22 protein-coding genes and 1 tRNA gene are annotated in these 17,136 nt (G+C 68.4%); 20 read left to right on the forward strand and 3 right to left on the reverse strand.

The features are described 5' to 3' along the window. The first annotated feature begins 72 nt into the window (after positions 1 to 72). From gspI to QE363_RS07065, 16 genes are all read left to right on the forward strand, one after another. On the forward strand, positions 73 to 528 hold the full coding sequence (gspI, locus tag QE363_RS06990) for a type II secretion system minor pseudopilin GspI (RefSeq protein WP_405053213.1): 456 nt from the start codon (positions 73 to 75) through the stop codon (positions 526 to 528). Next, the gene (gene gspJ / locus QE363_RS06995; RefSeq protein WP_309693578.1) at positions 492 to 1,205 is read left to right on the forward strand and encodes a type II secretion system minor pseudopilin GspJ; all 714 of its coding nucleotides are present in this window, start codon (positions 492 to 494) and stop codon (positions 1,203 to 1,205) included. The genes gspI and gspJ overlap by 37 nt, the downstream gene beginning before the upstream one ends. Next, the gene (gspK, locus tag QE363_RS07000) at positions 1,198 to 2,187 is read left to right on the forward strand and encodes a type II secretion system minor pseudopilin GspK (RefSeq protein WP_309693581.1); all 990 of its coding nucleotides are present in this window, start codon (positions 1,198 to 1,200) and stop codon (positions 2,185 to 2,187) included. Before gspJ ends, gspK begins: the two co-directional genes overlap by 8 nt. Further along, on the forward strand, positions 2,187 to 3,269 hold the full coding sequence (gspL, locus tag QE363_RS07005; protein WP_309693584.1) for a type II secretion system protein GspL: 1,083 nt from the start codon (positions 2,187 to 2,189) through the stop codon (positions 3,267 to 3,269). The genes gspK and gspL overlap by 1 nt, the downstream gene beginning before the upstream one ends. Beyond that, on the forward strand, positions 3,266 to 3,736 hold the full coding sequence (gspM, locus tag QE363_RS07010) for a type II secretion system protein GspM (protein ID WP_309693586.1): 471 nt from the start codon (positions 3,266 to 3,268) through the stop codon (positions 3,734 to 3,736). Before gspL ends, gspM begins: the two co-directional genes overlap by 4 nt. After that, a complete protein-coding gene (locus tag QE363_RS07015) occupies positions 3,736 to 4,458 on the forward strand; it encodes a type II secretion system protein N (RefSeq protein WP_309693589.1) in 723 nt (240 codons plus the stop codon). Before gspM ends, QE363_RS07015 begins: the two co-directional genes overlap by 1 nt. Before the next feature lie 81 nt (positions 4,459 to 4,539). Beyond that, positions 4,540 to 4,616: transfer RNA gene (locus tag QE363_RS07020), tRNA-His, on the forward strand. A 132-nt stretch (positions 4,617 to 4,748) separates the two neighbouring features. Beyond that, a complete protein-coding gene (locus QE363_RS07025; RefSeq protein ID WP_309693593.1) occupies positions 4,749 to 5,795 on the forward strand; it encodes a Glu/Leu/Phe/Val dehydrogenase dimerization domain-containing protein in 1,047 nt (348 codons plus the stop codon). Positions 5,796 to 6,042: 247 nt separating this feature from the next. Then, complete coding sequence (locus tag QE363_RS07030; protein WP_307103900.1) at positions 6,043 to 6,498, forward strand: SUF system Fe-S cluster assembly regulator; 456 nt, start codon at positions 6,043 to 6,045, stop codon at positions 6,496 to 6,498. Next, positions 6,498 to 7,961, forward strand: a complete 1,464-nt coding sequence (sufB, locus tag QE363_RS07035; protein WP_309693596.1) for a Fe-S cluster assembly protein SufB — start codon at positions 6,498 to 6,500, stop codon at positions 7,959 to 7,961. The genes QE363_RS07030 and sufB overlap by 1 nt, the downstream gene beginning before the upstream one ends. 64 nt (positions 7,962 to 8,025) lie before the next feature. Beyond that, positions 8,026 to 8,205, forward strand: a complete 180-nt coding sequence (locus QE363_RS07040; RefSeq protein WP_309693598.1) for a hypothetical protein — start codon at positions 8,026 to 8,028, stop codon at positions 8,203 to 8,205. Then, positions 8,192 to 8,944, forward strand: coding sequence for a Fe-S cluster assembly ATPase SufC (gene sufC / locus QE363_RS07045; protein WP_309693600.1), 753 nt, complete (start codon positions 8,192 to 8,194; stop codon positions 8,942 to 8,944). The genes QE363_RS07040 and sufC overlap by 14 nt, the downstream gene beginning before the upstream one ends. Beyond that, positions 8,941 to 10,020 carry a SufD family Fe-S cluster assembly protein gene (locus tag QE363_RS07050; RefSeq protein ID WP_309693603.1) on the forward strand — a complete coding sequence of 360 codons (1,080 nt, stop codon included), beginning with the start codon at positions 8,941 to 8,943 and terminating at the stop codon, positions 10,018 to 10,020. Before sufC ends, QE363_RS07050 begins: the two co-directional genes overlap by 4 nt. A gap of 142 nt (positions 10,021 to 10,162) precedes the next feature. Then, positions 10,163 to 11,368 (forward strand): cysteine desulfurase, encoded by a 1,206-nt coding sequence (locus QE363_RS07055; RefSeq protein ID WP_309693606.1) that lies wholly within the window; start codon positions 10,163 to 10,165, stop codon positions 11,366 to 11,368. Further along, entirely contained in the window at positions 11,365 to 11,823 is a 459-nt protein-coding gene (locus QE363_RS07060) for an SUF system Fe-S cluster assembly protein (protein WP_307103911.1), read from the forward strand. The genes QE363_RS07055 and QE363_RS07060 overlap by 4 nt, the downstream gene beginning before the upstream one ends. A gap of 2 nt (positions 11,824 to 11,825) precedes the next feature. After that, the gene (locus QE363_RS07065; RefSeq protein WP_309693609.1) at positions 11,826 to 12,179 is read left to right on the forward strand and encodes an iron-sulfur cluster assembly accessory protein; all 354 of its coding nucleotides are present in this window, start codon (positions 11,826 to 11,828) and stop codon (positions 12,177 to 12,179) included. 210 nt (positions 12,180 to 12,389) lie between these two features. Here QE363_RS07065 and QE363_RS07070 read toward each other — a convergent pair whose 3' ends face one another. The 3 genes from QE363_RS07070 to thpR are packed head-to-tail and all read right to left on the reverse strand — an operon-like array spanning position 12,390 to position 14,198. Continuing rightward, the gene (locus QE363_RS07070) at positions 12,390 to 13,052 is read right to left on the reverse strand and encodes an HAD-IA family hydrolase (RefSeq protein WP_309693611.1); all 663 of its coding nucleotides are present in this window, start codon (positions 13,050 to 13,052) and stop codon (positions 12,390 to 12,392) included. 10 nt (positions 13,053 to 13,062) lie between these two features. Further along, entirely contained in the window at positions 13,063 to 13,599 is a 537-nt protein-coding gene (locus QE363_RS07075; RefSeq protein WP_309693613.1) for a superoxide dismutase family protein, read from the reverse strand. Between the two features lie 47 nt (positions 13,600 to 13,646). Continuing rightward, positions 13,647 to 14,198: an RNA 2',3'-cyclic phosphodiesterase gene (thpR, locus tag QE363_RS07080; protein ID WP_309693616.1), complete on the reverse strand. Its 552-nt coding sequence runs from the start codon at positions 14,196 to 14,198 to the stop codon at positions 13,647 to 13,649. Positions 14,199 to 14,320: 122 nt separating this feature from the next. On the opposite strand from thpR, the gene QE363_RS07085 reads away from it, so the two are divergent. The 4 genes from QE363_RS07085 to QE363_RS07100 all read left to right on the forward strand — a co-directional run bounded on the left by QE363_RS07085 (position 14,321) and on the right by QE363_RS07100 (position 17,114). Beyond that, complete coding sequence (locus QE363_RS07085) at positions 14,321 to 15,067, forward strand: Bax inhibitor-1/YccA family protein (RefSeq protein WP_309693618.1); 747 nt, start codon at positions 14,321 to 14,323, stop codon at positions 15,065 to 15,067. Positions 15,068 to 15,141: 74 nt separating this feature from the next. Then, positions 15,142 to 15,921: a transglutaminase family protein gene (locus QE363_RS07090; protein WP_309693620.1), complete on the forward strand. Its 780-nt coding sequence runs from the start codon at positions 15,142 to 15,144 to the stop codon at positions 15,919 to 15,921. Positions 15,922 to 15,984: 63 nt separating this feature from the next. Continuing rightward, positions 15,985 to 16,260 carry a hypothetical protein gene (locus QE363_RS07095; RefSeq protein WP_309693622.1) on the forward strand — a complete coding sequence of 92 codons (276 nt, stop codon included), beginning with the start codon at positions 15,985 to 15,987 and terminating at the stop codon, positions 16,258 to 16,260. Positions 16,261 to 16,556: 296 nt separating this feature from the next. Then, on the forward strand, positions 16,557 to 17,114 hold the full coding sequence (locus tag QE363_RS07100) for a hypothetical protein (RefSeq protein WP_307103923.1): 558 nt from the start codon (positions 16,557 to 16,559) through the stop codon (positions 17,112 to 17,114). Positions 17,115 to 17,136 lie beyond the last annotated feature (22 nt).

Here is a 17,136-nt window from a genome sequence, read left to right on the forward strand (position 1 = left end):
GTGGCCCCAATTCCTCCCCTGCAAGGGGAGGTGGCACGGTGCAGCCGGGACGGAGGGGTGTCGCCGCTCGCGATTCACTCCCTCGCTGGCGGTTACGCCCCCTCGTCAGGCCTTCGGCCTGCCACCTCCCCTCGCAGGGGAGGAAGAGAAGGCGGCTTCACCCTGATCGAGATCATGGTCGCGCTGGCAGTGTTCAGCCTGGCGGCGATGGCGATCGTCCGGCTGGAGAGTGCGACGATCCGGGGTGCCTCGATCCTCGACGAGACGCTGGTCGCGCAGATGGTCGCGCGCAACATCGCGATCGCCGCCGTCACCGATCCCCAGGCGCCCGCGCTCGGCCGGACGTCGGGGGCGGAGGTGAATGGCGGGCGCAGCTGGAAATGGACGCGGATCGTCAGTGGGACGGGCGATGTGCGCGTGGTGCGGATCGATGTCGCGGTGACCAATAGCGCGGGAAGCGTCGTGGGACGGATGACGATGGTCCGCCCGCCATGGCCCGCGCCGCCGGTCGGGGTGGTGACGTCGTGATGGTCGGCTCGGCCGACCCGGTCGAAGGCCGGAATGGAGGCGAAGCCAACGGCTTCACCCTAGTCGAGGTCATGGTGGCGTTGCTCGTCTTCTCGATGCTGGCCGCCGCCGCCGTGGCGATCCTGTCGCTGAGCGTGCGGACCCAGGCGGTCACGGGGCAGAAGCTGGACGCGATGGCGGCGGTCAGCCGGACGACCGCGATCCTGTCCGCCGACCTGGCCCAGGCGGTCGACCGTCCGACCCGCGACGAGGGCGCGGTGCTGACCCCCGCGATGGTCGCCGGGCCCGATGCGATGCGGCTGGTCCGCGCCGGGTGGAGCAACCTGGACGGTGCGCAGCGCCCGTCCCTGCAAAAGGTCGCTTACCGCCTGAACGGCGATGTGCTGGAGCGGGTGGCGTGGCCGCTGCTCGACGGCGCGGCCCCGATGGAGCCCGCCGCGCTGATGGACCATGTCCGCGAGCTGCACCTGCGCTATCGCTTCAACGGCGCATGGCTCGACCAGTGGCAGGGGCCGCCCGGCATCGCCCTGCCGCAGGCGGCCGAGGTGACGATCGTGCGCGACGACGGCATGATCTTTCGCCAGCTGTTCCTGGTCGGCACCGGCTATATCGGCGACGCCGCGGCGGCTCCGGCGCCCACCCCCACACCGACGCCTGCACCGACACCCAATGGCTAGGCGTCCGCCCCCCTCCGGCGAGCGCGGCGCGGCGTTGCTCACCGTGCTGATCCTGGTCGCGGTGATCGCGGTGATGGCCGCGACCGCGCTGGAGAAGCTGCGGCTGTCGACCCGGCTGGGCGGCAATTCGGTCGCGATCGAGCAGGCGCGCGGCTTTGCCTATGCGGCCGAGGCGCTGGCGATCATCCGCATCGGCGATCTGCTCCAGCGGTCGCAGGGGCGGGTGTCGCTGCTCGGCGGGTGGAGCGACCGGCCCTTCGCGCTGCCGCTGGGCGATGTCGCGGGCGGGGCGATCGCGACCGCGCGGGTCACCGATGGCGGGAACTGCTTCAACCTCAACGGCCTGGCACAGCGCGCGCCCGGCCAGCCCGGTATGCTGATCGGCAATGCCGTCGAGACGGCGCATTTCGCCAAGCTGATGCGGCTGATCGGCGTGCCGGGGCAGGTGGCCGAACAGGTCGCGGCCGCCACCGCCGACTGGATCGACAGCGACCAGAACCCGCAAGGCGGCGGGGCGGAGGATGCGCTCTATCTGGGCCGCGATCCGCCTTACCGGACCGGCGGCACGCTGATGGCCGATGTCAGCGAGATGCGGATGGTCAACGGCGTCACGCCCGAACTCTATGCCCGGCTGCGCCCCTGGCTCTGCACGCTGCCCGATGCCAGCCCGACCATGGTCAATATCAATACGCTCGCCCCCGAACAGGCGCCGCTGGTGGCGATGGCGCAGGTCGATACGATTTCGCCCGGTGCCATCGCCCAGGCCCTTTTGCGTCGCCCGCCGCAAGGCTATGCGGACGCAAGCGCCTTTTGGGCGCAGGTGCCGGGGGCGACGGGTGCGGGGGGCGTGGCGGTGACGACCCGCTGGTTCGCCCTGCGCATCGACGTGACGCTGGGCGGCGTGGCGGTGCAGGAGCGCGCGCTGGTCGATGCCAGGCGGGTGCCGCCGCAACTGGTGGCGCGGATATGGGGGGAAGAGTGATGAGTGCGACCAACCTCCTGTTCCTGCCGCCGGGCGAGGGCGGCGACTATCGCTGGATGCGGATCGAGGATGCGCGCGTCGCGGCGGCGGGCGAGGGCCTGCCGCAGGGCGATGGCGAGGTGATCGCGGTCGCGCCCGCCGATGCGGTGTCGCTCCACTGGGCGGAGATCCCCGCCCGCTCGACCGCGCAGGCCGCCGCCGCCGCACGGCTGCTGGCCGCGGAGGTCAGCGCCGCGCCGATGGACGAGCTGCACGTCGCGGTGGGCGAGGATGACGCGGGCAGCCGGGCCATCGGCATCGTCAATCGCGGCGCGATGGCGGGCTGGCTCAATCGGCTGGCGGGGATGGGCGTCGATCCGGTGGCGGTGGTGCCCGCGCCGCTCCTGCTGCCGCGCCCCGACCAGGGCTATGTGCGGGGCAGCCTTGCCGGACAGGGGGTGGTGCGCGGACGCGCCTCGGGCTTTGCCGACGAGCCCGGCTTTACCGAGATCGTGACGGGCGACGATCCGCTGGCCGATCTGGATGCCGACACGCTGGCGGACACGCTGGGTGCGGCGGCGGCGGCACCCGCGCTCGACCTGCGGCAGGGGCCGTTCGCGCGGCGCCGGTCCTTCGCGATCGACTGGCGGCTGGTGCGGCGGCTCGGCTGGCTGGGGCTGGCGATCGTCGCGGTGACGCTGGCGATCGATCTGGTGCGCTGGACCAAATACAGCTTCGCCGCCGACGCGACCGAGGCCAGGATCGAGCAGGTCGCGCGCACCGCATTGCCGCGCGGAGAAACGCTGGTCGATGCCGATCGCCAACTGGCCGAGCGGCTGTCGGCGGTGCGCGGGCCGGGCCAGGGGTTCAGCCGGACGGCGGCGGCGGTCTTCTCGGCGGTGCGCAGCGTGCCCGGTTCCGAGCTGACCGCGATGGATTTCCAGCCGAGCGGCGACATAAGGCTTGGCGTGGCGGTCGACCGCGAGGCGCTGGCCACCGACCTGAAGCGCGCGATCGAGGCGCAGGGCTTCACCGTCCAGGCGAGCACCTTCGTCGCGGCGGGCGGGCGGATCACGGGAGAATTCACGGTGCGCGGACGATGACCTCGCTCAAGCTCTGGTTCGACGGCCGCTCGACCCGCGAGAAGCGGTTGTTGCTGGTCATGGCCGCGCTGATGGTCGTCACGCTCCTCTGGGGCGGCATCCTGCGTCCGCTGGGCGACGGCCTGTCGAGCGCGCGCGAGCGCCATGCCGATGCGGTGATCCGGCTGGGCGAGGCGCAGGCCATCGCCGACGAACTGCGCCAGCGCCGCCGCCGCCCCGCGCTATCGGGGACGCTGGCCGACACCATCCGCCTGTCGGCCGAGCAGGCGGGCTTCACCCTGTCCGGCCTGACCGAGGACGGCCCCGGCCGGGTGCGCGCGCAGATCGCCTCGGCACGCGCCGCCGCGCTGACCCCCTGGCTGGCGCGGCTGGAGCGCGGCGGGGTGCTGGTCGAGCAGGCGACGCTGACCGACAATGGCGACCGGACGCTGGGCGTCGCGCTCGTCCTGCGGTCGCGGGTGTCGTGATGCGGTTGCGGCTCGCCACCCGTCCGCCGGTGCTGTTCGCCGCGATGCTGGTCGTGGCGCTGATCGTCTTCCTGCCGATGCGGCTGGCGCTGGGGGCTACGGGGCTGGCCGATCAGGGGCTGAGCGCGCGGCGGGTCGGCGGGACGATCTGGGGCGGCAGCATGCTGGAGGCGCGGTTCGGCGACGTGGCGCTGGGTGACCTGCGCGTGTCGCTGTCGCCGCTGGCGCTGCTGGTCGGGCGGGCGAAGCTGGCGTTCGAGGGGGCGGGGGCCGATGGCCGCCCGATCCTGGGCGTGGCGACGATCAGCCGCCATGCGATGGGGATTGACGGCGTGACCGCCAGCCTGCCTGCCGCCACGCTGTTCGCGCCGCTGCCCGTCACGACGCTGGCGCTGGAGGATGTGACCGTGCGGTTCCGCGACGGCGTGTGCGAGGAAGCGGGCGGGCGGGTGCGGGCGACCGTCGCGGGCGAGGCGGGCGGCCTGCCGCTGCCGCCGGTGATGACGGGCAATGCCCGGTGCGAGGCGGGGGCGCTGCTGCTGCCGATGACGGGACAGGGGGGAAGCGAGGCGGTGAACCTGCGCATCCGTCCCGATGGCCGTTATACCGCCGACCTGGTCCTGACGCCGGGCGACCCGGCGGCGGCGGCGCGGCTGGAGCAGCTGGGCTTCGTCGCCGGATCGGGCGGCGGATACCGGCTTTCCGCGCAGGGGCGTTTTTGACGGAGAGGTAATTTTTGACGGGGACGGTTTTGGGCGCTTGACGAGACCGGGTGATCCCGTTTAGGGGCGCAAGCCTTCGCGGCGACCGTAGTTCAATTGGTTAGAGCGCCGGCTTGTGATGCCGGAAGTTGCGGGTTCAAGTCCCGTCGGTCGCCCCATTCTTTCCGGCCACTCGCTGGCCACGGCACCGGCCCCTTTCAGGCCCGTGTCCCCCCAATATCCTCGCCGATCTGGGTGGCCGGGTCAGAAGCCTCGGTCCGGTACCGCTTTAGTCGGACCGAAGGACGAGCATGACGAACTGGGGCTTTCCCGATTTCGACGCGCATGAAGGCGTGCATCTGTTCACCGATCCCGCATCGGGGTTGCAGGCGGTCATCGCGGTGCATTCCACTCATCTGGGCCCGGCGGCGGGTGGTGCGCGCTTCTGGCATTATGCCACGCCCGCGCTCGCCATCACCGACGCGCTGCGCCTGTCGCGCGGCATGAGCTACAAGAATGCGATGGCGGGCCTGGCGCTGGGCGGCGGCAAGGGCGTGGTCCTGGCGGCCAAGCCGGGCGACGTCATCACCACCGCACAGCTCGAGGCATTCGGCCGCGCGGTCGAATCGCTGGGCGGCCGTTACGTCACCGCCGAGGATGTCGGCATGTCGGAAGAGCGGATGAAGGTCATCGCGACCCAGACGCGCTATGTCTCCGGCCTGCCGGTCGCGAGCGGCGCGGCGGGCGGCGATCCCGGCCCCTATACCGCACACGGCGTCTATCTGGGCGTCAAGGCGGCCGCCAAGCGCGGGCTGGGCGCGACCGACATGAAGGGCGTGCGCGTCGCGATCCAGGGTGTCGGCTCGGTCGGCGGCGGTCTGGCCAAGCTGTTGGCCAAGGACGGCGCGGTGCTGACCATCGCCGACGTCGACCAGGCGCGGGCGGAAGCCATGGCGGCGGAACTGGGCGCCAGCGTTGCCCCGGCCGACGAGATCCTGTTCGCCGACGTCGATCTGGTCAGCCCCAATGCGCTGGGCGCGGTGCTGACCGCCGATTCGATCCAGCGGCTGAAGGCCAAGGTCGTCGCGGGCGGCGCCAACAACCAGCTGGCGACCCGCGAGGACGGCGCGCGTGTGGCGGAAGCGGGCATCCTCTATGCCCCCGATTATGTCATCAATGCGGGCGGCATCATCAATGTCGGTCTGGAATATCTGGGTCAGGGCGACGAGGCAGAGGTCATGGCGCGCATCGCCAAGATCCCCGAGCGCCTGGAACAGGTGTGGCAGCGCTCGGCCGAGACGGGCCATCCCGCCTCGGACGTGGCGGACGAGATCGCGCAAGGCCTGATCGGGCGGTAACCCAACACCGCTGAGTCTCACGCCCCTCCCGCAAGCGGGAGGGGATGGGGGAGGGCAAGGAGTCTCACCGAGACCATCGCCTGGGGCGTGCCCTCCCCAAACCCCTCCCGTTTACGGGAGGGGCTTTAGAAGAAGAGTGAGGCATCCTCACTCACACCCATCGAAATTCCCGCACGCGAAACCCGGTTGACGAACCGTCCCCTCGCGCCCATTTGCCAATCGGACCAAATCCATCCGATTGGAGATCATGCGCCTTTCCAGCCTAGCCGATTATGCGGTCGTGATGATGACCGCCGCCGCGCGCGAGGGTGCCGGTGGGCGGAGCAATGCGACTCTGCTGGCGGGGCAGACGGGCGTGCCGCTGCCCACCGCGCAGAAGCTGGTCAGCCGTCTGGCCACCGCCGGGCTGATCGAGAGCACGCGCGGCACCGGCGGCGGCATCCGTCTGGCGCGCGACGCGGATGCGATCAGCCTGGCCGATATCGTCGAGGCGGTGGACGGGCCGATCGCGCTGACCGCGTGCGTCGAGGGGGCTGCGCATGAATGCGGCCTGGAAATGCAATGTCGCGTCCGGCCGCATTGGCATGTCGTCAATCAGGCGGTACGCGCCGCCTTTTCCGGGGTGACGCTCGCGACGCTCGCCGCCGATCCTGTTGAATCGCAAGTGATGGGCGCGGAGCTGCGTCCGGGGGTATTCGCCTGATGGCCACGAAGAATGCAGAGGCGCTCGCCGCCGCCAACAAGAAATATGAGTGGGGCTTCGCCACCGAGATCGAGCAGGACTTCGCGCCCAAGGGGCTGAGCGAGGATACGGTCCGCTATATCTCGGCCAAGAAGAACGAGCCCGAGTGGATGCTCGACTGGCGGCTGAAGGCGTTCCGGCTGTGGCAGACGCTGGAGACGCCGGACTGGGCCAAGCTGAATATCCCGCCGATCGACTATCAGGACGCGTATTACTACGCCGAGCCCAAGCAGAAGAAGACGATCGCGTCGCTGGACGAGCTCGATCCCGAAATCCGGCGGACCTACGAAAAGCTGGGCATCCCGATCGCCGAGCAGGAAGTGCTCGCGGGCGTCGAGGGTGCGCGCAAGGTTGCGGTCGACGCTGTTTTCGACAGCGTCTCGGTTGCGACCACCTTTCGCAAGGAACTGGAAGCGGCGGGCGTCATCTTCCGCTCGATCTCCGAGGCGATCCGCGAATATCCCGATCTGGTCCGCAAGTGGCTGGGCAAGGTCGTGCCGCAGCGGGATAATTATTTCGCGACGCTCAACTCGGCGGTCTTCTCGGACGGCACCTTCGTCTACATTCCCGAGGGCGTTCGTTGCCCGATGGAACTGTCGACCTATTTCCGCATCAATGCGGAGAATACCGGCCAGTTCGAGCGCACGCTGATCGTCGCGGACAAGGGGGCCTATGTCTCCTATCTCGAAGGTTGCACCGCACCGATGCGCGACGAGAACCAGCTGCACGCGGCGGTGGTCGAGTTGGTCGCGCTGGACGATGCCGAGATCAAATATTCGACCGTCCAGAACTGGTATCCGGGCGACGAGAATGGCGTCGGCGGCATCTACAACTTCGTCACCAAGCGTGCGCTCTGCCAGGGCAAGAACAGCAAGGTGTCGTGGACGCAGGTCGAAACCGGTTCGGCGGTGACGTGGAAATATCCGTCCTGCGTGTTGGCGGGCGACGGCTCGGTCGGCGAGTTCTACTCGGTCGCGGTGACGAACAACCGCCAGCAGGCCGATACCGGCACCAAGATGATCCATCTGGGCAAGAACACCCGCTCGACCATCGTGTCGAAAGGGATTTCGGCCGGGCGGTCGGACAATACCTATCGCGGGCTCGTCCGCGTGGCGGCGACCGCCGAGAATGTCCGCAACTTCACCCAGTGTGACAGCCTGCTGCTGGGCGACCAGTGCGGCGCGCATACCGTGCCCTATATCGAGGTGAAGAACCCCAGCGCGCAGATCGAGCATGAGGCGACGACCAGCAAGATCAGTGAGGACCAGCTCTTCTACGCGATGAGCCGTGGTTTGGACCAGGAGGCGGCAGTCGCGCTGATCGTTAACGGCTTCGCGCGGGAAGTGCTGCAGCAGCTTCCGATGGAGTTCGCGGTCGAGGCGCAGAAGCTGCTGGGGATTTCGCTGGAGGGTTCGGTTGGATAGCCCATTCTTCTTTGAAGGAACGAAATATCGGTCGCGGGGTGATGAGGCATCTCATTTCCTTTGGATGGAACAGATTGCCTGCATACGCAGCGTGAAAGGCGTCGGGCGCCGTGTCTTTATGGACATTGACCAATCCACCGTCACGGTGACCGATCTCGAAGAATTAATTGCCATTTATCACCGCTACGGCGGCGATCTTACCCAACTTACAGCGCTTTCAGAGGGCGGTCATGCTCAAGATTGAAAACCTCCACGCCGAGATTGACGGCAAGCCGATCCTCAAGGGCCTGACGCTCGAGGTGAATGCGGGCGAAGTCCACGCGATCATGGGCCCCAACGGCGCGGGCAAGTCGACGCTCGGCTATGTGCTGGGTGGGCGTCCGGGCTATGAAGTGACCGAGGGTTCGGTGACGTTCGACGGCGTCGACCTGCTCGAGCTCGAGCCGAACGAGCGCGCGGCCGCCGGCCTGTTCTTGGGCTTCCAGTATCCGGTCGAGATTCCCGGCGTGTCCAACGTCCAGTTCCTGCGCGAGAGCCTGAACGCGCAGCGCGGGCAGCGGGACGAAAAGCCGCTGTCGGGGGCTGAGTTCCTGAAGCTCGCCCGCGCGCAGGCGGATGGGCTGGGGCTGAACCAGGACATGCTCAAGCGTCCGGTCAATGTCGGCTTCTCGGGCGGCGAGAAGAAGCGCAACGAGATGGTCCAGATGGGCATCCTGAACCCCAAGTTCGCGATCCTTGATGAGACGGACTCGGGCCTCGACATCGACGCGCTGCGCATCGTGGGCGACGGCATCAACCGCATCATGCGCGCGCCCGACAAGGCGGTGCTGCTGATCACCCATTATCAGCGGCTGCTCGACTATGTGCAGCCCGACCGGGTGCATGTGCTGGCCGATGGCCGCATCGTGCGTTCGGGCGGCCCCGAACTCGCGCTCGAGCTGGAGCGTGAGGGCTATGCGGGCGTCGAGGGAGCGGTGGCGTGACCACCACGCTGGAACTTCCCTCGACCCGCGAAGAGGCCTGGCGCTGGGCCGATATCGACGCGCTTCGCCGCGCGGCGGAGAGCGAGCGGGCGGTGCCGGTCGCGGGTGCGGATCGCTTCCTCGATCTGCCGGGCGCGCGGTTGCTGTTCGTCGACGGCGTGCTGGATGAAAGCGCCAGCAGCCCCGGCCCGGTTCAGCTGACCCAGATTGACGCCAGCGACCATCCGCTGGGTCGCCAGGCGCTCGGGCGTGGCTGGTCGCTGCGGCTGGAGCGCGACGCGGTCGCGGAGCCCGTGCAGATCGTCCATGTCGCCAGCGGCGCGGCCAATCACCTGCCCGCCGAGATCGTGCTGGCCGAGGATGCGGCGGCACAGATCTATGAGACCTATGTCGGGCGCGGCTGGACCAATCGGCTGACGCGGCTGAAGCTCGCCGCATCGGCGCGGCTGATGCGCGCGGTGCGTCTGTTGCAGGACGGCGGCTTCGTGTCGCTGCGCGAGGAAGCCGAGCTGGGCGAGGGCGCGAGCCTGACCGCGACCTTCCTGGCGGCGGGCAATATGGGCGCGCGGATCGATGGCGGGATCACCCAGACCGGCGACGGGGCCTATGCCGAGTTCGGGGGCGCGCTGCTGACCCGGGGCGAGTTGAAGCAGGAGTGCGCGGTGTCGCTGCGCCATGCCGCGCTGAACGGCCAGAGCCACCAGCTGTGGCGCGCGGTCGCCGCCGATCGCAGCCAGGCGAGCCTGGCCGCGCGGGTCGAAGTGGCGCGCGATGCGCAGAAGACCGACGGCGAACAGTCGCTTCGCGGCCTGCTGCTCCAGCGGACCGCGACGGTGAACCTGAAGCCCGAGCTGGAAATCTTCGCCGACGACGTGAAGTGCGCGCATGGCGCGACCGTGGGCGAACTCGATGCCAAGGCGCTGTTCTATATGCAGAGCCGCGGCATTCCCAAGCCGCGAGCACAGGCGCTGCTGACGCGGGCCTTCGTGGCGGATGCGATCGATCGTATCGGCAATGAGGTGGTGCGCGAGGCCTTTGCGGCGGACGCAGATGCCTGGCTGGAGGCCGCGCTTTGATGGTGATGACCCAGATCCTCCCTGCGCCTTGCGCGGGGAGGGGGACCGCTCGCGAAGCGAGGGGTGGAGGGGCCGGAGGGGCTTGCCCCTCCACCACCGCTTCGCGGCGGTCCCCCTCCCCATCGAAGATGGGGAGGATTTGATGGCGACGGCATCTCCCCTCGACCGTGTCGCGGATTTCCCCGCGATCCCGGACGGCTGGGCCTATCTCGACACCGCCGCGACCGCGCAGAAGCCGCAGGCCGTGATCGACGCGATCACGCGGGCCTATGACACCAGCTATGCCACCGTGCATCGCGGCGTCTATCAGCGTTCGGCCGACATGACGCTCGCCTATGAAGCCGCCCGCGAAGCGACCGCGCGGTTCATCGGCGCGGGGTCGGCGAACGAGATCGTCTTCACGCGCGGCGCGACCGAGGGGATCAACCTGGTCGCGCAATGCTGGGCCGCGACCCAGTTGAAGGCGGGCGACCGCATCCTGTTGTCGATGCTGGAGCATCATTCCAACATCGTGCCGTGGCAGATGGTCGCGGAGCGGTTGGGCGTCGCGATCGACGTGTTGCCGCTGACGGCGGATCACCGCATCGACCTGGACGCGATGGAGCAGATGCTGACCCCGGCGCATAAGCTGGTGTCGCTGGGCCATGTGTCGAACGTGCTGGGCTCGGTGCTCGACGGGCGTCGTGCGGCCGATCTGGCGCATCGGGTTGGCGCGAAGATCCTGCTCGACGGGTGCCAGGCGGTGCCGCGCATCGCGGTCGATGTGAAGGCGCTCGACTGCGACTTCTATGTCTTCTCGGGCCACAAGCTCTATGGCCCGACCGGCATCGGCGTGCTGTGGGCGCGGCCCGAATTGCTGGAGGCGATGCCGCCCTATCAGGGTGGCGGGTCGATGATCGACCGGGTCAGCTTCGAGAAGACGACCTATGCCCCGCCGCCCGGCCGGTTCGAGGCGGGGACGCCGCATATCGTCGGGGCGCTCGGGCTTCATGCCGCGATCGACTATGTGTCGGCCATCGGGCTGGACGCGATCCATGCGCATGAGGCCGCTCTGGTCGCGCAGGCGCGCGAGGGGCTGTCGGCGATCAACTCGGTGCGGCTGCTGGGGCCGGAGGACTCCGCCGGAATCGTCAGTTTCGCGGTCGAGGGGGTTCATCCCCACGACATCGGCACCATATTGGACGAGAGCCGGGTGGCGATCCGGGCGGGCCATCATTGCGCCCAGCCCTTGATGGAGGCGCTCGGCCTGCCCGCCACCGCGCGGGCGAGTTTCGGCGTGTATAACGGACCCGATGACGTCGCGGCGCTGGTGGATGGCGTCCGGCGGGTCACGAGGATTTTCGGATGAGCAGTTTCAAGATCGAAGAGGTCGAAAGCGTCGAGCAGCCGCCCAAGGCGCGCGTGCAGGACGTGGTCGAGGCACCGGCCGAGCGGCAGCGCGATTATCTGTCGGGCTTCCTTTCGCAAAAGCCGACCGCCGACGATCCCACCCAGCCGGGCGGCGCGCTGTATGACGGGATCATCGACGCGCTGAAGGAAATCTACGACCCCGAAATCCCGGTCAACATCTATGACCTGGGGCTGATCTATGGCGTGGAGGTGACCGAGGGCGGCCATGCGGTCGTCACCATGACGCTGACCACCCCGCATTGCCCGGTCGCCGAGTCGATGCCGGGCGAGGTCGAACTGCGTGTCTCGGCGGTGCCGGGGATCGCGACCGCCGACGTCAACCTGATCTGGGATCCGCCCTGGGACCCGCAGAAGATGTCTGACGACGCCAAGCTCGAACTGGGGATGCTCTGACCATGGCGACCACACTCCGCCCGCGTCCTGCCGCGCTGAACCTGACGCCCTCGGCCGAGGCACGGATCGCCGACCTGATGGCGCGTGCGCCGGAGGGGGCGATCGGGGTCAAGCTGTCGACGCCGCGCCGGGGATGCTCGGGCCTGGCCTATTCGGTGGATTACGTCACCGAGGCCAAGGCGTTCGACGAGCGGATCGATACGCCGGGCGGCACGCTCTATGTCGATGGCGGATCGATCCTGTATCTGATCGGATCGACCATGGACTGGGTCGAGGACGACTTCACCGCCGGGTTCGTATTCCAGAACCCGAACGCCAAGGGCGCGTGCGGGTGCGGGGAGAGCTTCACGGTCTGAGGGGGAGGGTTTCCCTTAACCTTCGACTGCGCTCACGCTGAACGGGGGTTAGGCAGGGTAACCGTTCTCTAACCCGTTCCCCGGCGAAGGCCGGGGCCCAGTTGCGATGGCTTTTCAATGGCAGGGGGTATCTGCCTCCCACGCGGCGATATCCCGCCATCTAGGCTGGATAGAAACTGAACCCTGGCCTCCGCCGAGGAACAGGTGGGATCAGACCCGGTGCTCCAGCTTCAAACTCGCCCCGTCCCATTCCACCGCCAGGTCGCGATAGTCCGTCACCATCGCATGGGCGGTGTCCATCGCCCCGCGATGCGTCTCGGTAATCACCACCACCGTCATCCCCGCCGCCTCGGCTGCCGCGATCCCCGCGGGGGCATCCTCGAACGCCAGACAGTCTTGCGGCGCGATCCCCAGCTTCTTGGCGCCCAGCAGGAAGCCGTCGGGGGCGGGCTTGCTCCGCTCGGCATCCTCGGCCGTCACGAACACGCCCGGTAGCGGCAACCCCGCCGCCTTCAGCCGCACCTCGGCCAGCCTTTTGGGCGCCGAGGTGACGATCGCCCAGCGATCCGGCGGCAGCACCGCCAGAAAGGCCGCCGCGCCTGCGATCGGCACGATGTCATCCAGGTCGAGCATCTCCGCCTCGGTCAGCGCATGCGCCTCCGCCACCGGATCGACGCCGGGCAGGTTGAGCCGCCGGATCGTCTCGACCGACTGGACGCCGTGGATGGTCGGCAGGAACGTCGCCACGTCCAGCCCCTGCCGCGTCGCCCAGGCGCTCCAGGCGCGTTCAGCCGAGGCGATCGAACTCAGGATCGTCCCGTCCATGTCAAACAGGAAGCCGCCAAAGGCGCGGGTCGGCAGGGGCGTGGTCATGGTCGGCGGATCAGTTCGCCTGGAACACGCCGCAGGCGATGCGCCCGCCGCTATTGCCGCTGGGGTCGGTCTTCAGATCGTCGGCGGCGGCATGGATGACGATCGCCGAGCCGTCCGCATCGAGCAGCCCGGCGATGGTCGCGCCCGGCAACACGATGCCCAGCGTGCCGCGTCCGTCATTGCCGACCGTCATGTTGGGCATGTCGCCCTCATGCGGGCCCTGCGGGTTCAGGCTGCCATGCTGGCGCTGGGTGGGGTTCCAATGGCCGCCCGCGGTGGTGAAGTCGGGCGCGTCGCAGCGGCCGACGGTGTGGATATGGACCCCGTGCATCCCGGCGGGGACGTTCTCGGCATCGAGCGTGATCCGCAGGCCCCCCGCCACCTCGGTCGCGGTCGCGCGGCCCGCCGCCACACCGGCCCCGGTCTGGAGCGACGCGGTCGCGCTGGAACCGCCGGGCGTCGGGGCGCCGGTTTCCACCTTGGCCTGGTCGCAACCCGCCAGGCCCAGGCCCAGCAGGGCGGCGGTCGTCAGCGCGAGATATTTCATGTCGGAGGCTCCCTGATCGAACGAAAAACGGATGTGCGCGCCGGTCCTTACCGGTCGATGTCGAGCGGCCAACGCATCACGGGTTCATAGGATGCGCCGCCATGCCCCAGCTCGCTGCGATACAGGACCAGATGCTCCATCATGAAGGGCGCGCTGGCAAGCCCGGCATGCGCGGCGCGCCACGCGCCGACCTCGGGCGCGGCCCCGGCGCTGCGCGGCATCCGGGCCAGCGTGATGTGCGGGCGATAGGCGCGGTGCTCGGGGGGCAGTCCGGCGCGGATACAGGCCTGGTCCACCTTGCGGTGCAGATGCGCCAGCACGTCGTGCGGCGTCACATCGGCCCAGAGCGTGTCGGCGCGCTCGCGCTTCTCGAAGGCGCCGACGCCCGCGATCCGGACGACGGGCGCGGGCGCATGGACCTGCGCCAGCATCGCCGCGACATCCTCGGCCACCGGGCGATCCACCTCGCCGATGAAGCGCAAAGTCAGGTGGAGCTGGTCGTCGTCCTGCCACCGGGCATGGGGCACGCCGTCCATGGCGTCGGTCAGCAGGTCGCGAATGGCGCGGGGCGGGCGGAGGGCGACGAACAGGCGGAGCATGACAAAATGTTTCTATCGCACGCACGCATGAAACGGGAACCGCTTTGGCTTGAAAAGCGTCCCCGAGAGAGCGATATTTCCATCAACCGGCATATGGCCGGTCAAAGGAGCAATAGTTCACCATGGCAAACTGGTCTGATCCACGGCCGAGCGCCGCGCCGTTCGGAACCACCGCCACCACGGGCTCGACCGCCTATGACGCGGGTCTGCGTTCGTACATGCTGTCCGTTTACAACTACATGTCGTCGGGCGTGCTGCTGACGGGTATCGTCGCGCTGCTCTTCGCATGGGGCGGGCGCGACAGCATGGCCGCGCAGGTCTTCCTCAATGGCGGCGCGCTGCGCTACGTCATCATGTTCGCGCCGCTGGGCTTCGTCTTCGCGCTGAGCATGGGCCAGACGCGGATGAAGACCTCGACGATGCAGCTGCTCTTCTGGGCGTTCGCGGTCGTCATGGGCCTGTCGCTGTCGACCATCTTCCTGGTCTATAGCGGTTCGTCGATCGCGGGCGCGTTCTTCGCCACCGCGGCGGGTTTCGCGGCGCTGAGCCTCTATGGCTACACCACGAAGCGCGACCTGTCGGCGTTCGGCACCTTCCTGATCATCGGTCTGGTCGGTCTGATCGTCGCGAGCGTGATCAACATCTTCCTGCAGTCGGGCACGATGGGCCTGGTCATCAGCTTCGTCGGCGTCCTGCTGTTCGCGGGCCTGACCGCCTATGACACGCAGCGTACCAAGTCGCTCTATTATGAGGTGCGCGGCACGTCGATGCAGGACCGCGTGGTCATCATGTCGGCGCTGAGCCTGTATCTCGACTTCATCAACATGTTCATGTTCATCCTGCGTCTGACCGGCTCGAGCCGCGACTGACGCCTGGAAACAGGGCAAGTCCCATGGGGCCCGGCGGATCGTCCGCCGGGCCTTTTTCGTGAAAGGATGACGGCATGCGCCTGTCGATCGAAGTGTCGCTCGACTATACCGTGACCGACCCCGCCGACATCCTGTTGCAGATCGAGGCGGCGGCGATGCCCGACCAGCGGCTGGAGCATCAGGCGCTGACCATCTGGTCCGACCATGGCGTGACGGCGGTGCCCGGCGATGACGGGATCGGCCAGCGTTGCTGGGTCCGGGTCGATCATGCGCTGCGTGCGCGCTATGAAGCGGTGGTGGCGGTCGAGCGACTGGTGGTGCCGCTCGATGCCCTGCCCGCGACGCCCGCACGGGCGCTGGGCGGTGATCTGATCCCCTATCTGCTGCCCAGCCGTTATTGCGAGTCCGACAAGCTGGAGGGGTTCGTGCGGCAACGCTTCGCCGGGCTGTCGGGCGGCGCGATGGCGGCGGCGCTGGCCGAATGGGTGGCGACGCGGATGACCTATCGCTCGGGCAGTTCGCAGGGGGTGACGACCGCGCTCGACACCTTCGCGTCGCGGACCGGCGTGTGTCGCGACTATGCCCATCTGCTGGTCGCGCTGGCCCGTGCGGCGGAGATCCCGGCGCGCTGCGTCTCGGCCTATGCGCCGGGCGTCGATCCGCCCGATTTCCATGCGGTCGCGGAATTGTGGCTGGGCGATGCGTGGCATCTGGTCGATGCGACCGGCATGGCGCGTGCGGACGAGATCGTCCGGGTCTGTGTGGGGCGCGACGCGACCGATATCGCCTTCATGACCGTGTTCGGCGAAGCCTGGCTTTGCGATCAACAGGTTAAGGTGCGCCGTCTGGACTGAGCGCGGGCAGGAACGCTGTGCGTCATGGCTCGTTGATCCTGTCCAATCAGATGGGGAATTGCCATGAACGACAGCATCGACGATCGCGCGCTCGACAGCGTTTCCGTCGCGCCGGGCGGCGACCAGGCCGAGCAGGGCAACCGTCCGCGCCCGCCCGAGCAGGATGCGGGACAGGACCCCGACATCACCGGGAATCTGGCCAAGAACCCCGAGGATGTCGACGCCCAGCTCGACGAGAGCCTCGACGAATCGATGGATGCCAGCGATCCGCCCTCCAACACCCAGCCCGGCCGTGACGGCCCCGCCGAGTCGTCGGGCTATACCGAAGAGGATCGCTGAGGCGGTTCCGCAGTAAAGCCATGTCGGGGGCGGCCGCGTCCCCGGCATCGCGCCCGTCGGCCAGGCAAGAGACCCGCCGACCCTATGGCCGCGTGCGAAACGCATATCCGCCGCGACGGGCCTAAAACATCGCCGACATGCCTATTCGGAAAAATTCCGAACGTCATCCTGCACTTCGTCGCAATCAATGTTGCGGCGCGGCGAATTTCGTGATGCTCTGTGCCCGGTCGTTCAGCGTTGCGTTAACCTAATGCGCGCATGATGATCGGGTTAGTTTCGATGGGCGGGGTGAGCACATGGGATCGAAGAACAGACCGGCCGAAGGCGCGATGACACTGGCCGAGATGAAGGAATTTGCAGGTTTCGCGGCGGCGACCCAGCGTTATATCCGCCGCTCGCTCGACATCGGCCTGGACCGCGAGGATGCGATGGCGCGCTGGTCGCGCGATGTGGTCGAGGCGGCGAGCATCCGGGCGCAGGCGCGGCTGTATCGCAATCTGCCCGAGATCCGGCACCATATCCCCGTCGACAGCGGACTGGAGTCGCTCGAACCCTTCATGGCGCCGTTCGTGACGATCGCCGCCTTCGATCTGGGGCAGGGGCGGCTGACCAGCTTCTCGGCCTTCCGCTTCCTGTACGAGCGGCTGGTCGGGGCCGAGGTCCGGCCCTGGCTGCCCGCGGTCTTCTGCTCGGCGGCGGCGCTGCCGCATCTGCATCCCGAACTGCGGCGGCAACTGCTCCAGTCGATCAGCGAGGCGGCGGCGACCGCTTCGGGCTGGTCCAGTCGCCAGCCCGCCTTCTTCCCGCATTGGGTGGAGAAGGTCGACACCAACGGTACGTCGCTGGCCAACTGAACCATGGCGGTGGCGGAGCGGG

Origin of the sequence: Sphingomonas sp. SORGH_AS_0870 (assembly GCF_031453175.1) — a bacterium.
GTDB lineage: Bacteria > Pseudomonadota > Alphaproteobacteria > Sphingomonadales > Sphingomonadaceae > Sphingomonas.

Excerpts from the sequence above, each read along its gene's own strand:
- gspJ (WP_309693578.1), top strand. The coding sequence starts at position 492 with ATGGCCCGCGCCGCCGGTCGGGGTGGTGACGTCGTGATGGTCGGCTCG.
- gspK (WP_309693581.1), top strand. The coding sequence starts at position 1,198 with ATGGCTAGGCGTCCGCCCCCCTCCGGCGAGCGCGGCGCGGCGTTGCTC.
- gspL (WP_309693584.1), top strand. The coding sequence starts at position 2,187 with ATGAGTGCGACCAACCTCCTGTTCCTGCCGCCGGGCGAGGGCGGCGAC.
- gspM (WP_309693586.1), top strand. The coding sequence starts at position 3,266 with ATGACCTCGCTCAAGCTCTGGTTCGACGGCCGCTCGACCCGCGAGAAG.
- QE363_RS07015 (WP_309693589.1), top strand. The coding sequence starts at position 3,736 with ATGCGGTTGCGGCTCGCCACCCGTCCGCCGGTGCTGTTCGCCGCGATG.
- QE363_RS07025 (WP_309693593.1), top strand. The coding sequence starts at position 4,749 with ATGACGAACTGGGGCTTTCCCGATTTCGACGCGCATGAAGGCGTGCAT.
- QE363_RS07030 (WP_307103900.1), top strand. The coding sequence starts at position 6,043 with ATGCGCCTTTCCAGCCTAGCCGATTATGCGGTCGTGATGATGACCGCC.
- sufB (WP_309693596.1), top strand. The coding sequence starts at position 6,498 with ATGGCCACGAAGAATGCAGAGGCGCTCGCCGCCGCCAACAAGAAATAT.
- QE363_RS07040 (WP_309693598.1), top strand. The coding sequence starts at position 8,026 with ATGGAACAGATTGCCTGCATACGCAGCGTGAAAGGCGTCGGGCGCCGT.
- sufC (WP_309693600.1), top strand. The coding sequence starts at position 8,192 with ATGCTCAAGATTGAAAACCTCCACGCCGAGATTGACGGCAAGCCGATC.
- QE363_RS07055 (WP_309693606.1), top strand. The coding sequence starts at position 10,163 with ATGGCGACGGCATCTCCCCTCGACCGTGTCGCGGATTTCCCCGCGATC.
- QE363_RS07060 (WP_307103911.1), top strand. The coding sequence starts at position 11,365 with ATGAGCAGTTTCAAGATCGAAGAGGTCGAAAGCGTCGAGCAGCCGCCC.
- QE363_RS07065 (WP_309693609.1), top strand. The coding sequence starts at position 11,826 with ATGGCGACCACACTCCGCCCGCGTCCTGCCGCGCTGAACCTGACGCCC.
- QE363_RS07070 (WP_309693611.1), bottom strand. The coding sequence starts at position 13,052 with ATGACCACGCCCCTGCCGACCCGCGCCTTTGGCGGCTTCCTGTTTGAC.
- QE363_RS07075 (WP_309693613.1), bottom strand. The coding sequence starts at position 13,599 with ATGAAATATCTCGCGCTGACGACCGCCGCCCTGCTGGGCCTGGGCCTG.
- thpR (WP_309693616.1), bottom strand. The coding sequence starts at position 14,198 with ATGCTCCGCCTGTTCGTCGCCCTCCGCCCGCCCCGCGCCATTCGCGAC.
- QE363_RS07085 (WP_309693618.1), top strand. The coding sequence starts at position 14,321 with ATGGCAAACTGGTCTGATCCACGGCCGAGCGCCGCGCCGTTCGGAACC.
- QE363_RS07090 (WP_309693620.1), top strand. The coding sequence starts at position 15,142 with ATGCGCCTGTCGATCGAAGTGTCGCTCGACTATACCGTGACCGACCCC.
- QE363_RS07095 (WP_309693622.1), top strand. The coding sequence starts at position 15,985 with ATGAACGACAGCATCGACGATCGCGCGCTCGACAGCGTTTCCGTCGCG.
- QE363_RS07100 (WP_307103923.1), top strand. The coding sequence starts at position 16,557 with ATGGGATCGAAGAACAGACCGGCCGAAGGCGCGATGACACTGGCCGAG.